The organism is Stenotrophomonas sp. 57, from assembly GCF_030291075.1.
Classification (GTDB): domain Bacteria; phylum Pseudomonadota; class Gammaproteobacteria; order Xanthomonadales; family Xanthomonadaceae; genus Stenotrophomonas.
Genome location: NZ_CP127407.1, coordinates 2,638,172 through 2,649,211, shown reverse-complemented (window position 1 = coordinate 2,649,211; position 11,040 = coordinate 2,638,172). Strand labels below are relative to the sequence as shown.

Sequence of the window (11,040 nt, the reverse complement as noted above, 5' to 3'; positions counted from 1 at the left end):
TGTCAGCTCCGATGGAAATGCGGGGAATGGCTGGCGCTACACTGGGGTGCATGAGTCAATATGCGAATTCGACGCATGCGGAGTTGTGGCTCCGCGCCAAGGCTGAGGCGGGCGCTCTTCGACAGAGCGCTGACGTTCAGGACTTGGTATTGGCCAAGAGGCCGACGACGCATTGGCAGCGGCAGCAGATCCGAGCCGCCATGGCTCCTGGCGCTGACCGATCGCTGGCCGATCTCTTGGAGGCACTGGCCAGGCAGGTTCACCATGGTGAGCACCTGGAGGGCGATGCGGCGCAACAGCTTCTGGAGCCGGGCGCGACGCTGCTGACTGTGTTCGGCCCGCGGCTCGCGATTGGGCAGAGGAATGCTCGCCACCATGTAGTTCTGGAAGCGGCAAACCTGGTGCTTCGGACGCGAGCGAAGGAATGGCTCAATGCGGGAAAGCCCGGGGAGACCCGGCATGATCGAGCTATTGCCAGCAATCGCGGCCTGGCGGCCGTGCTGGGGGAGCTTGAGGCGGAGCGGAAGCGATAGAGCGGTCATGGGAATAGGTCCAGTTGGGCCGGCAGTGCCGGTGCGCGTGGCGATGCAGGCAGTGGTGCGGGAGCGGTCGCGCGCATGCGCGCGCGCTGTGCAGCGTTGAAGGCGAACCAGAAGCCGAGGCCGTGTCGGCGCGCCCGGCATTCGGTCAGCAGCACGCGGGCGACGTGCTTGGCCAAGGCAGCGCCGGTCATGCCGCCACCGCCATGTCGGCCGGGACCCGGTCAAGATTCGCCTCGGCCAGGGCACGCAGCGGTGGCGGGCTCACGCTGTTGCCGACCATGCGCACGGCGGCGCTGGTGCTGAGCGGCGTGCCGTTGGCCGTGCGATCGATGATGTAGCCGGGCGGGAAGCCCTGGGCGCGGTACAGCTCGTGCGGCTTGAGCATGCGCAGGCCGATATCCACGATCACGTATGGCGTGCCTTGAATGTGGACGGTCACCAGCGCCAAGCGATCCTTGGTGGTCACCGTGTCCACGGGGTCGTGCAGATCCACGGCGATCCCGCTGCCGTAGTACTTCACCAGGAAGGCTGCGACGCGCAGCGCGCCTTCCTGGTGCTCCGGCGACAGCTGCGCCAGGTCTGCGGTTACCAGCTGCTGCTGGCTGCCGGTGGCTGTGATCGTGCTGACCGGGTTGCGCGCATCGCGCCCGCCGCCCTCGTAGAAGCCACCGTTGGCTTGCTCCAGGAATGCAGTAGCCAGCGCGTGGTGCTCACCCTGCGCGGCAATGGTCGACAGCGGCTCTTGCGGGTCCGCGCCGGCCATGTTGTTGCGCAGGGTGACCAGCGTAGCGGCAGACACGCCCAACGCGTGCGCCGCGCCAGCCGGGCGCGCGGCACCGGCACCAGAGGTGATCGTCGGCACTGGCTCAGTTGCCGGCGTGCCGATGCTGTCGCCTCGGAACTTCACGAGGTGCGGCGCGGCGACCGCGTGCTTGACGCCACCGGCCACCACCGTGCCCAGCGGTCGCTGCAGGTCCAATGCGCGCGGTGCCTGGCCCTCGCGTTCGCCGTAGCCGGTCTGCACCAGGACCGGCGCGACCAGCGCGGTATCTGCCTTCGCGGTCATCGTATACAGCGGGTCGTCACCGGAGCGCGGCTCCGACTGGCCGGCCCGGCCTCCCACACCGGCAAGGATCGGAGTGACCACGGAGAAGTGGCCGCCCTTCACCTCGGCACAGAGCGTGCGCAGGGGTTCGTCCACAGCCATCGTGCGCTGGGTGCTGGCATTGGCGTGCTCGGTGATGAAGGGTGCCAGTTCCGGCGCTGCCAGCATCAGCTCGCCGCGGTTGGCGGCAGTGATCGTGCGCATCGGATCCCGCACGTCGTGCACGCGGTCGCCGCCCTGGTGCGTCACCGGGACAATGAACGGATCGGCCGAGTTGATGACGTGGCGCATGACGCCCTTTGCGATGCGGCGCATGGTGGCGTCGGCCAGCGGCCGGGAACGGGTGAAGATGGACGGGCAGGGGATGGAGAAGTCCAGGCAGTCGGCGGCGGTGACGCGCGGCGTCTGGCCGGGCGCGGGGCCGTGGCTGGCCTCTGGCCACACGATCTGCTCGCCATCGCGGCGGCCGAGCAGGAACAGGCGTTCGCGGCTGGTGCCGGCGCCATAGTCGCTGGCCACCAGCTTGCGCCATTCGACCGCGTAGCCCAGCGCCCGCAGTGCGGCCACGAACTGCTGCCAGGTGCGACCGCTGTGGCGTTTGTCCGGGACCAGCTGCTGGTTCTCGACCGGAACGCGCTCGCCGCGCGCTGCTACGGTGCCATCCATCTTGATGACGCGGCCGCTGGTCTTGCAGCGCTTGGCCACCAGCGGGCCCCAGGTCAGGATCTGCCAGACGTTCTCCATGGAGATGATGCGCGGCGCGGTGTTGGTGCCGTGCAGGCGATCCGCGCGAAGCAGCTGGCCAACCCACTTCAGCACCACCCACGACAGGGCACGGGTCTTCCGGCTGCGCGGCTGGCCGCCCTTGGCCTGGCTGAAGTGCGTGCAGTCCGGCGAGGCATGGAACCAGCCGATGGGCCGGCCGGCCACGTCCACGCGAGGGTCGGCGTGCCAGATATCCTCGCGGTGGTGTTGGGTCAGCGGGTGGTTGGCGGCGTGCATGCCGATGGCCAGCTCGTCGTGGTTGTAGGCCAGGGCGGGATCGATGCCAAGGGCCTGCTTGAGCCCTTCCGATGCCCCGCCACCGCCGGCGAACAGATCCACGACGATCTCGCCGGGGCGCAGGCGGGAGCGCTGCGGCATAGGGAAGTTGAAAGCGCGGGAGCCGTCAGCCATTGGAGGAATCCTTGGGTGCGATGGGGCCGGTGTGGCGGTAGTCACGCAGCGGGTCGGTCGTGAACCTGCCGCGCTCTTGGCGCTGCACGGTGTAGTCGGGGAAAGCCTCGGCGGGCAGGTGGGCGTGTGCTTCGTCCATCAGCGCGACGAAGCGCTGCTGCCATTCCAGCGGCATGGACTGGAGCGTTCTGCGAGGAACGACCAGGTATGCGGCGCGGGTCAGGCCGAAGGCATCCCACACCGGGCCATGGGCGTAGGCGGACTGGGGCGACTCAGCCCGATCCATTGCAGCGGTGAGCAGCTGGTCAGCCATTGCCCACCGCCTTGCCGTCGATCACGGCCAGAAGCTTTTTAAGTTCGGCATCGACCTCGCTTCCTGGCAGGGCAACGCTAAACGCCTTGCGAGCAATGTCACGAACCGCGCCCAGGTCCACGGCCTGCGCTGAGTCGATCATCGGCAGCCAGCCGACTGGCGTGCCCTTACCCTCAGTGAAGTGGTCGTGCGTCCAGCACCAGCCAGCGAACTGCCAGCCGATACGTTCATCCTCGCCCACGTTATCGTCGTTGCACGCGCCGATGGTCCACGTTGGTTCGGAGGTGTCCTCGGTGGCGTTCTCTTTGAACTGCACCAGCAGGCGCACCATGGTTCCGTCGTGAGGGGCCGTTGCCATCGGGCGCGGGGCCAGGTCCACGGCCTGCGCGGGCTGCTCAGCGAGCTGGTAGCGCACCATCTGCAGCACGGTAGTCGCGCCACTCTCGCCGTCCGACTCATGCCCGAACACTTGCGTATGCAGAGCCTCGGCCAGTTCTTCAATCTCGTTTACGCATGCAATCGCATCGGGGAACCCACCGGGGAACCGGTCGTCCACGGCCTGCGCGGGCTTGTACTCCTCAGCAGCCTCGATTGCGTTCCGCCAAGGGCAGTTGGCGCTGCTGTGCTCGCCGATATCTACGCCAGTGATGGTTGCGATGTGGCCGGCCAGGTCGTCGGCCATTTCGTGGTATCGGTCGCGCTCGTCGATGACACATCCCAGGGCACGATCCAAACTCTCCAGATATTCCTGATCGGCCTGCGCGGGCGGGGTGGCGGCATTGCCCGGCAGCGGCGTGTCGAAGTGAAGGGCGTTCTTCGCTTCCTGCTTGGCCCGGATCTTCGCCATCACCTCGGGCTGGGTGATCCGAGCCAGCTCAGCATCGCCAGCAGCGTGCATGTCCAGGCCCGCCACCCAGCAATAGCCGGCCAGGGTGACCATGACGCCGCCGACTTCCTGCGCAGGATCGCCGACCGGACGACCGAACACGTAATCGACCAGCGTGGGCACGCGCGCCTTGTCGTAGCCGTGGGCCTGCAGCAGCTCCAGCACCTCTTCCAGCAGGCGGTCGCCGCGCTCGGTCATGTTGCTGTAGAGCGATGGGAGGAAGCACTGGCCCATCCATTCGGCTACGCCGGACTGGAAGGTCTCCCCCACCGGCTGGCGGGCGGCGAGGGCGGCGCGTGCATAGCCCTGCATCTGCTCGGCGGTGTAGCCGTAGATTCGAACGCCTGTCGGAAGGTGCGTATCAACTACGTCCTTTGGCGGCAGCGGCGGCAGCGCCTCCCCCTGACCACCCGGGGAGGGCTCAGTATCGAGGTAGTCCAGATAGTCCGGAGAGCCGAAGCGCATTTCGGGCGGAAGGGTTTCGCCCGTGGAGGTCTGGGCGGAGAGGGCGGCTTCGGATTCTCGTGCAATATCCAGCGCATCCTCACGACTGATTCCGCGCTGCGCGAGTTCGCAGGGACTGGCTTCAACGTAGTAGCGCAGGTCGTCATATGCCTTCTGCAAAAGCCCATCCCCCAGCCTCACCCTCCCACCGGGCTGCACGTCCGCCAGGGTCTTGTTGTCGTTGCTCATGCCTGCATGTCCTTGCTGTTGGTGGAGCGCGCGCTGTGCGCGGCGAGGTGTTCCCAGCGTTCGGCTTCGCTCACGTAGTAGTCGTGGCGCTCCTGGCGCACGGCGGCGGTGAACTGCACATCGGTCAGGGCGTGCTCGGCTGCGGCGCGGTTTACCGCGGCCATGCGGGCTGGGTCGTGGTCGAAGATGTCGAGCTGGTTACGCACGCTGGACTCCTGGAATGGGTTGCCGACTTGTGGAAGTCCGGTCGGCACGGAGCCCGGTGCCGCGGGCGGGCGGTTGCTCAGTGGGTGTCGTCGGCGGCGAGCGGCGCGCGCTGTCGTTCATCGCTGCGGCGCTGCATCTCGGCCTTGAACGCCGGCCAGCTGGTGCGGAGGTCTTCCCAGCAGCGCCACGCGAAGAACACGGCGCCGATGGCGCAGGCCAGTGCGACCTGGTCGAGGTGGTTGCGCAGCGCCCAAGCGAGCAGGCCGAGGAGCAGGCCGACGACGACGGCGCAGAAGAAGGGCAGGGCCAGGTGGCGCATTACTCGGTCTCCTGTTCGGCAGTGGGCTCGGCCGGCGAGGGCGCCGGGCCGGCGGGCGGGGTGATGGGCGGGATGCCGACGGCCATGGCGGCGAAGAAGTCGTGGTCGGTCACGCCGCACCGCCTTTGACGCTCGCCAACTCGGAACGCAGCTCGGCGATGCGGCGACGGTCTTTCGCGGCGTCACCCTGGTAGCCGGCGGCGACGCGGGCAGATGCGGCGCGGTTCGGATTGCGGGGATTGTTTGCTCGGCGCTCGAAGTACCGAGCCCGGCGGCTGGCGCCGCGCTCCAGCCGCAAGTGCCAGGCAAGGGCGTCACGCAGGCGCTGCACATCGACAGGGGCGGTCACGCGGCACCGCCTTTGACGCGCATATGACGCATGGCGGCGCCGAGTTGGTCGACCATTTCGCTGACGGCGCGCGCGGCGCTGTATCGGCCGCTGAGGAAGTCCTTGCGGGCGATGGCGGCGGCTACATCGGCGTTGTGCGGGTGGTATCCGAAGCGCAGCGCGGCGAGGCGCACGGCGTCGGCTACTGCCTTGGCGCGGACGCGCCGGGTCGGGAACTGCAGGATGACGGCGCTCACGCGGCCACCGCCTGCCGGAGAGCCAGCGGCTGGGAGCGGGCAATGGTGGCGACTTCGGTCGCGCCTTCGTCGATCGCGTGGGCGCACACGGCCAGGTGCTCGGCCAGCTCGCGGGCCTCGGCCGATGTCAGGCTGAGCAGCGCGGTGCCACCGACCTTGACGACGATGGTTCCGGCGTGAGCCCGGGTTTCGGCGCTGGCTGCGCCACGGCTGGTGGTGGTGATCGCGGCCATGGCTCAGGCCTTCCTGCTGCTGACGCAGCTGCTGAAGGCCTCGCCGAACGCGGCCGCGAAGGCGGCGGCGATGGGGCGTAGGGTGGCCCAGAGGGGCCGGTTTGCGGTGCGCATGCTGGTCTCCGGCGCCCTGCCTCTGCTGAGAGGCTTCGTGGGCGGCTGGAGGCAAAATTAGGCCAAACCTAATATAGCGTCAATAGGTTGAGCCTAATATATTTATGAACTTGTTCATCAAGGTCCTTGCCGCTGAATGAGCCGTCTTAGCTGTGGCTCACTGGCTTTGCTTGACGCAGGTCAGAAACGCTTCGTTCTCGAAATCCCGTACCGCGGTCTCGCGGTTGCGTTCAACCGCCATCCTAGGCCTGTCGTATGCATCAACGACCATCTTGGTCAGTAGGGGTGCTATGGCCGGATCCGCTTCCTTAGCCAAGTCCATGACTCGTGACATTGCGACACCATGCTGCCGCCCATCCATGATGCTACGGGCGTAGTCTGCGGCAACCTTGCAGACTTCAGTCTTCTCAGTCTCTCGCGAGGCTTGGCCAGGCCCGACATCGTGCGCCTGGTCTTTACCGCGTGCCACCGAGGCATTCTCATCCACACGCAATGGCGTGCCCTGATCAGCCGCAGGTCTTGGCCAGATGGACGCAGCGCCTACCGCGGTTACGACAACGCCGGCTATGAATGAAATCAGGATCTTCCCGATGCTCGCAGGGTCGGTGCTCATCAGTCGGCCCAACCGCCAATCCAATGGACTCGCCCAACGACCGTGATCGGCTCGCGTTTTGAGTCCATTCTTCTAGGCTTTTGCCAATGGTGGTCGCCCTTGGGATTGTCGCTACTGAAGAAGACTGTGCCGTCTAGGACCAGCGCTCTTTTCACGTAGTACTCCGGGTTAGCCGCGCCGTGTACCTGGATAACGTACAGGCAACCGTCAACGACTCGGGTATCAGACACGTCGAACAAGATCGCATCGCCATCTTCGATGGTGGGTTCCATGGAGTCGCCCTTGCCATAGTAGATAGCAAGGTTGCGACCATAGATACCACGACGCCTGAGGCTGGTCTTTTTGAACTTGAGGCTATGGGTCTCGGCGTACTCCTCGGCCTCTGCGCCGGCGGCGCCCAAGCCAACAGCCTGAGAGTAGCCAACAACGTCGGTGTAGTCCTGATCGCTTGGTGCTGCCCTATCGGTGCCGAAGTAGAGTTCGTCGAAGTCAGCCCCATGGTCAACCGCGATCTGGCGGGCGGTATCAATCTCGGGGCGGAACTTTCCATTCAGCCAGTCGTTCGCGGTCACATTGGAAACACGATAGGTCCTCTGCAGGTACGCACCGGCGCCGCGGCGGGGGATTCCCCGCGCTGCAAGAAGCTGAACAAGTCGCCGACCGAACTCAGGCGCGTAGTTGTCAGGTGGTCTCTTAGGCATAGCCTAAATGATGCCTCTTAGAAAATTAGGTTTGCCCTGTTGACCGGCATATTAGGTTGGGCCTAATATGCGTCCATGGACGAGAACCAGCCCCTACTTAGAGCCATCGACGCTGCTGGTAGTCAGCAGCGTCTCGCCGAGTTTCTTGGGATCCGCTCCGCTTCAATCAGCGAGTGGAAGGCGAGGGGCAGAGTTCCCGCCGAAAGAGTCTTAGCGGTGGAGGAATGCACCGGCATTTCTCGGCACGACCTTCGGCCAGACGTTTATGGCCCAGCGCCATCGTCTCATTCGATCCGATCCTTGAGGTCGGAAATCGACAGCCGTATGAGCAAGCGCGCGCTGCGCGCCCGGCTGGGCCTGTCGACGGACAAGCTGCTGGCCAAGGTGCTGAAGCTGCCGATCGAGCAGGTTGAGGGCTGGCCGGAAGAGGGCGCCTTGCCGGCGCTGCCGGAGATCCAGCGGTTGCTGGGCGTCCAGGAACATCCGCAGGCGCAGCCGGCGCCGCACGACCCCGACGAGAACCGTTACGCCCCCCTGGAGGTGGCCTGATATGCGCGCGCTGTCCGATAGGTGGAATCCCCGGCTCTGGCTGCGCGATTGGCTGGCCAAGCCTTCCGAAGAGGAAGTGAGGCAGGCGGAGCGAATCAAAGCCGGTATGCGAGAAACCACCAGGCTTTGGCATGCGAATCGCAGTCGATCTGACGAAATCGCCCGAAGGATGATTGAGTCCAACTTGGACAGTTTTCTCAGTCCTGTGGCAGCACGCTCCGAGCGTAATCCATCCATCCCTGAGCCTTCTGATCGAACTTCGTGTGGGCAATGCGGCCCATCAGATCTGTCGCCCTTGTCGAGCTCAGTGAGCGAAGCAGTCCCAACTGCTGCTCCATTTCGGAAAGAAGTTTCTCCGGCTCTGGGTGCGCCCTGATGGCAGCCATACAGACCATCTCCAGCACTTGTACCTGTGCGAACAGGTCGGCGAAAGCCGGGTTGTCCTTGAGTTCCATGTCGCCCTCCTTGCGGGCTGTTCGTGTGGAAACGCCAGCGTAGCGCAAGGAGGGCGACGCCCGTCGCCCATGAGTTTCCGATGTCCATGGCGCACATGTTGTGCCGCCCCTGAGAGCCTGTCATGAAGCCCAAGCCCCATTTCCTGCCGAAGCGCCAGACGGTGATCTACGGATTCACCGAGCAGATGCTGCGCGACACCGGCTCCAATCGCCGCAGTTTTGCGATGGCCGTGGCCGACACGTACCTGTCGATGTATGCCCAGGACGACCGAGAGGTTCCGTTCCGAATCACGCTGGGCGGTGAGGGTGATGCGGACGGGGACAAGAAGCATAACGGCCAGATTCTGGGCCGCTATCTCGATGGCGTGGTCAAGACGCTTCCGGCAGATCTCGAAGATGCCTGGGTGATCAGCCTCCCCGAACCTTACCGCGGCAACTGCGAGCGTGAGCTTGCGCGCCGGCGCGGAATCCTGCCGATCCGGATGGATGCGATCGACACCGCGGCCGACACGGTTGGGGTGGGGCAGTTGATGAAGGACTTCGGCGACCTCTGCTCTGCAGTGAGCCCGGCGGTCGCGGACGGCGTGATTGACGAGCAAGACCGCCCCCACGGCCAGAAGATCATCAACGAGGCGACGGACCTGGTCATCAGCGTGCTGACGTTCCGCAAGGCGGTGGTCCGTGCGATGGGTCTGGAGCCGACTGTATGAGCGCTCTTGCTAGGACTACCGATCCTACGGGCAGCCATGTGGCGGCTGCCGATCTGCTTGCTAGTGGCCGGCTTCACGACCAGCAGTCGAAGGCTGAGGCCGCGGTGAGGCTTCATCCCGGGCATAGCAGCCTGCACCTGGCAACGTTGACCGGTCTTGACCGCCACATGCTTGGCCGTCGCCTGCCGGAACTGGCTCGACAGGGCCGCATCTGGCGAGGCCCGTCGGCACCGTGCGCTACGGCCGGGAAGCCGGCCTGCACCTGGTGGCCGGTCGCGCCGGGCCAGAACCTGGCATTGGGGATCTGACGTGAGCGCACGAGTTACAGGCATGGTCTTCGACCGCTACCCGAACGGCGGAGGCGAGATGCTGCTGGCGCTGGCGCTGGCTGACCACGCGCACGACGACGGCACGCACATCTTCCCGTCCATCGCCCGCCTGGCGGAGAAGACCCGGCAGTCCGAGCGTTCTGTGCAGTACCAGCTGCGCCGGATGGAGCAGTCCGGGTGGCTGGTGCTGGTCAACGCCGGCATCGGTGGCCGTCGCAGCGGGTTCGGTGAAGGCGGGCGCACCCGGCAGTACCGGATCAACCCCGAATGGATGAAGGGTGCAGAAATTGCACCCTTTGCAAAGGGTGCAAAAAAGGCCTCCGAAGGGTGCAAAACGACGCAGGAAAGGGTGCAAAACGGCGTCGAAAAGGGTGCAACAGCTATTGCACCCGAACCAAGAGCAACCAAAAGCAACCAAGAGCAACCCTCACACCGCGAGTGTGAGCGCGAGGCCGATCCGCTGGCGCTGACCGCCGAGCAGGTCGACCGCGAACTGGCCGGATTCGGCAGCACGCCGCCCGGCGTCGACCGTGAGCAGCTGGCCCGGTTCGTCCGGCACCGTGCCGCGATCCGCCGCCCGCTGTCTGTCCAGGGCTGGCTGCAGGTCCGACAGCAGCTGCTGGACCTGATCGCCGCCGGCCACGACCCCAACGAATCCCTGAAGCAGACCATGGCCGCCGGCTTGGCGCTGCCCGTGATCCCTGTCGCCCAGCCATCCGCAGGAGCAACCCATGCAAGCCCTCAACACGGTTCTGCCGACCGCACCGAGCAGCTCGAACAGCAGTTCTACGCCCAACGCCGAGGCGGTGGCCAGGGTGGCGGCGCTGGGTTCGAGCCAGGCGATGTCGTCGACGCCGAGTTCGCCGTCATCGGCTGAGCCGCTGAGCGAGTCGCAGTCGGCCTACCTGTGGGAGTTCTGGAAGCAGATGACGGCCATGTTCCCGGGGAAGTGGGAGCGCGAGAACGGGGCGGCGCCGTTCAAGAAGGACGGCAGCCTGACCATCGCCGCCGGCACGTGGTTCCAGGTGCTGAAGGGTCGCAGCCGGGCCCAGCACGCGCGCGGCATGGCCTGCTGCCTGACCGAGGGCCGGGAGTGGCCGCCGAACCCGCCGCGGTTCCTGACGATGTGCCTGGACATCCCGGTCATGGCGGCGGTCGAGCGGGAGATGGCACCGGGCCGGCCGCAGAGCGGCTTCACGGTGCTGGTGCGGTCGCTGCTGGACCTGCACGTCTACGCCTCGGCCGACCACGGATCGCAGCAGCGGCGGATGTTGGAGGAGGCCTACACGCGCGCTGTCCAGCACGTGGTCGACGGCAAGCCGTTGCCGCAGCCGGTGCTGGCGATCGAGCAGGAGAAGCACGGGGTGCGGCCGGTGCGTGACCGGGAGTCGGCGCGCGCTGCGATGGAGCGGGCAGCGGCCGAGCTGAACTTCGATGGTGACTGAAGCGGAGCTGGCCCAGGCCGAGCAGGCCGGACGCTGGGCGCGGGATGCCTGCCGCAACCGGGAAT

At 66.1% G+C, this 11,040-nt stretch carries 17 protein-coding genes and 1 pseudogene; 5 read left to right on the top strand and 13 right to left on the bottom strand.

Annotated features, from left to right (window positions below; genetic code table 11):
* Window positions 1-2: 2 nt before the first annotated feature.
* The 12 genes from QP512_RS12310 to QP512_RS12255 form a co-directional block, all read right to left on the bottom strand.
* Entirely contained in the window at window positions 3-542 is a 540-nt protein-coding gene (locus QP512_RS12310) for a hypothetical protein (RefSeq protein WP_286068851.1), read from the bottom strand.
* Entirely contained in the window at window positions 539-733 is a 195-nt protein-coding gene (locus QP512_RS12305) for a hypothetical protein (RefSeq protein WP_286068850.1), read from the bottom strand. Before QP512_RS12305 ends, QP512_RS12310 begins: the two co-directional genes overlap by 4 nt.
* A complete protein-coding gene (locus QP512_RS12300; protein ID WP_286068849.1) occupies window positions 730-2,823 on the bottom strand; it encodes a DNA cytosine methyltransferase in 2,094 nt (697 codons plus the stop codon). The genes QP512_RS12305 and QP512_RS12300 overlap by 4 nt, the downstream gene beginning before the upstream one ends.
* Window positions 2,816-3,136, bottom strand: a complete 321-nt coding sequence (locus tag QP512_RS12295) for a hypothetical protein (protein WP_286068848.1) — start codon at window positions 3,134-3,136, stop codon at window positions 2,816-2,818. The genes QP512_RS12300 and QP512_RS12295 overlap by 8 nt, the downstream gene beginning before the upstream one ends.
* A complete protein-coding gene (locus QP512_RS12290) occupies window positions 3,129-4,715 on the bottom strand; it encodes a hypothetical protein (RefSeq protein ID WP_286068846.1) in 1,587 nt (528 codons plus the stop codon). The genes QP512_RS12295 and QP512_RS12290 overlap by 8 nt, the downstream gene beginning before the upstream one ends.
* On the bottom strand, window positions 4,712-4,921 hold the full coding sequence (locus tag QP512_RS12285) for a hypothetical protein (RefSeq protein WP_286068845.1): 210 nt from the start codon (window positions 4,919-4,921) through the stop codon (window positions 4,712-4,714). Before QP512_RS12285 ends, QP512_RS12290 begins: the two co-directional genes overlap by 4 nt.
* A gap of 77 nt (window positions 4,922-4,998) precedes the next feature.
* Entirely contained in the window at window positions 4,999-5,241 is a 243-nt protein-coding gene (locus QP512_RS12280) for a hypothetical protein (RefSeq protein WP_286068844.1), read from the bottom strand.
* A gap of 109 nt (window positions 5,242-5,350) precedes the next feature.
* Window positions 5,351-5,590 carry a hypothetical protein gene (locus QP512_RS12275; RefSeq protein ID WP_286068842.1) on the bottom strand — a complete coding sequence of 80 codons (240 nt, stop codon included), beginning with the start codon at window positions 5,588-5,590 and terminating at the stop codon, window positions 5,351-5,353.
* Entirely contained in the window at window positions 5,587-5,826 is a 240-nt protein-coding gene (locus QP512_RS12270) for a hypothetical protein (RefSeq protein WP_286068841.1), read from the bottom strand. Before QP512_RS12270 ends, QP512_RS12275 begins: the two co-directional genes overlap by 4 nt.
* A complete protein-coding gene (locus QP512_RS12265; RefSeq protein ID WP_286068840.1) occupies window positions 5,823-6,059 on the bottom strand; it encodes a hypothetical protein in 237 nt (78 codons plus the stop codon). Before QP512_RS12265 ends, QP512_RS12270 begins: the two co-directional genes overlap by 4 nt.
* 271 nt (window positions 6,060-6,330) lie before the next feature.
* Window positions 6,331-6,786, bottom strand: coding sequence for a hypothetical protein (locus QP512_RS12260; RefSeq protein ID WP_286068839.1), 456 nt, complete (start codon window positions 6,784-6,786; stop codon window positions 6,331-6,333).
* The gene (locus tag QP512_RS12255; protein ID WP_235650343.1) at window positions 6,786-7,358 is read right to left on the bottom strand and encodes a S24 family peptidase; all 573 of its coding nucleotides are present in this window, start codon (window positions 7,356-7,358) and stop codon (window positions 6,786-6,788) included. The genes QP512_RS12260 and QP512_RS12255 overlap by 1 nt, the downstream gene beginning before the upstream one ends.
* A 204-nt stretch (window positions 7,359-7,562) precedes the next feature.
* On the opposite strand from QP512_RS12255, the pseudogene QP512_RS12250 reads away from it, so the two are divergent.
* Both QP512_RS12250 and QP512_RS12245 read left to right on the top strand, forming a co-directional pair.
* A pseudogene (locus QP512_RS12250) lies at window positions 7,563-7,703 on the top strand (YdaS family helix-turn-helix protein); the annotation flags it as partial.
* Between the two features lie 108 nt (window positions 7,704-7,811).
* Entirely contained in the window at window positions 7,812-8,036 is a 225-nt protein-coding gene (locus QP512_RS12245) for a hypothetical protein (protein WP_286072078.1), read from the top strand.
* A gap of 197 nt (window positions 8,037-8,233) precedes the next feature.
* Here the strand turns inward: QP512_RS12245 and QP512_RS12240 are convergent, their stop codons facing one another.
* Window positions 8,234-8,491 carry a hypothetical protein gene (locus QP512_RS12240; RefSeq protein WP_136638166.1) on the bottom strand — a complete coding sequence of 86 codons (258 nt, stop codon included), beginning with the start codon at window positions 8,489-8,491 and terminating at the stop codon, window positions 8,234-8,236.
* Between the two features lie 122 nt (window positions 8,492-8,613).
* On the opposite strand from QP512_RS12240, the gene QP512_RS12235 reads away from it, so the two are divergent.
* The 3 genes from QP512_RS12235 to QP512_RS12225 all read left to right on the top strand — a co-directional run bounded on the left by QP512_RS12235 (window position 8,614) and on the right by QP512_RS12225 (window position 10,975).
* Window positions 8,614-9,201 carry a hypothetical protein gene (locus tag QP512_RS12235; protein ID WP_286068837.1) on the top strand — a complete coding sequence of 196 codons (588 nt, stop codon included), beginning with the start codon at window positions 8,614-8,616 and terminating at the stop codon, window positions 9,199-9,201.
* Window positions 9,202-9,531: 330 nt separating this feature from the next.
* Window positions 9,532-10,407, top strand: coding sequence for a helix-turn-helix domain-containing protein (locus QP512_RS12230; protein ID WP_286068835.1), 876 nt, complete (start codon window positions 9,532-9,534; stop codon window positions 10,405-10,407).
* Window positions 10,373-10,975 carry a hypothetical protein gene (locus QP512_RS12225; protein WP_286068834.1) on the top strand — a complete coding sequence of 201 codons (603 nt, stop codon included), beginning with the start codon at window positions 10,373-10,375 and terminating at the stop codon, window positions 10,973-10,975. The genes QP512_RS12230 and QP512_RS12225 overlap by 35 nt, the downstream gene beginning before the upstream one ends.
* Window positions 10,976-11,040 lie beyond the last annotated feature (65 nt).

Coding starts and splice junctions, on each gene's coding strand:
- QP512_RS12260 (WP_286068839.1), bottom strand. CDS start 6,786: ATGAGCACCGACCCTGCGAGCATCGGGAAGATCCTGATTTCATTCATA.
- QP512_RS12245 (WP_286072078.1), top strand. CDS start 7,812: ATGAGCAAGCGCGCGCTGCGCGCCCGGCTGGGCCTGTCGACGGACAAG.
- QP512_RS12265 (WP_286068840.1), bottom strand. CDS start 6,059: ATGGCCGCGATCACCACCACCAGCCGTGGCGCAGCCAGCGCCGAAACC.
- QP512_RS12300 (WP_286068849.1), bottom strand. CDS start 2,823: ATGGCTGACGGCTCCCGCGCTTTCAACTTCCCTATGCCGCAGCGCTCC.
- QP512_RS12235 (WP_286068837.1), top strand. CDS start 8,614: ATGAAGCCCAAGCCCCATTTCCTGCCGAAGCGCCAGACGGTGATCTAC.
- QP512_RS12305 (WP_286068850.1), bottom strand. CDS start 733: ATGACCGGCGCTGCCTTGGCCAAGCACGTCGCCCGCGTGCTGCTGACC.
- QP512_RS12290 (WP_286068846.1), bottom strand. CDS start 4,715: ATGAGCAACGACAACAAGACCCTGGCGGACGTGCAGCCCGGTGGGAGG.
- QP512_RS12310 (WP_286068851.1), bottom strand. CDS start 542: ATGACCGCTCTATCGCTTCCGCTCCGCCTCAAGCTCCCCCAGCACGGC.
- QP512_RS12280 (WP_286068844.1), bottom strand. CDS start 5,241: ATGCGCCACCTGGCCCTGCCCTTCTTCTGCGCCGTCGTCGTCGGCCTG.
- QP512_RS12240 (WP_136638166.1), bottom strand. CDS start 8,491: ATGGAACTCAAGGACAACCCGGCTTTCGCCGACCTGTTCGCACAGGTA.
- QP512_RS12225 (WP_286068834.1), top strand. CDS start 10,373: ATGTCGTCGACGCCGAGTTCGCCGTCATCGGCTGAGCCGCTGAGCGAG.
- QP512_RS12230 (WP_286068835.1), top strand. CDS start 9,532: ATGGTCTTCGACCGCTACCCGAACGGCGGAGGCGAGATGCTGCTGGCG.
- QP512_RS12295 (WP_286068848.1), bottom strand. CDS start 3,136: ATGGCTGACCAGCTGCTCACCGCTGCAATGGATCGGGCTGAGTCGCCC.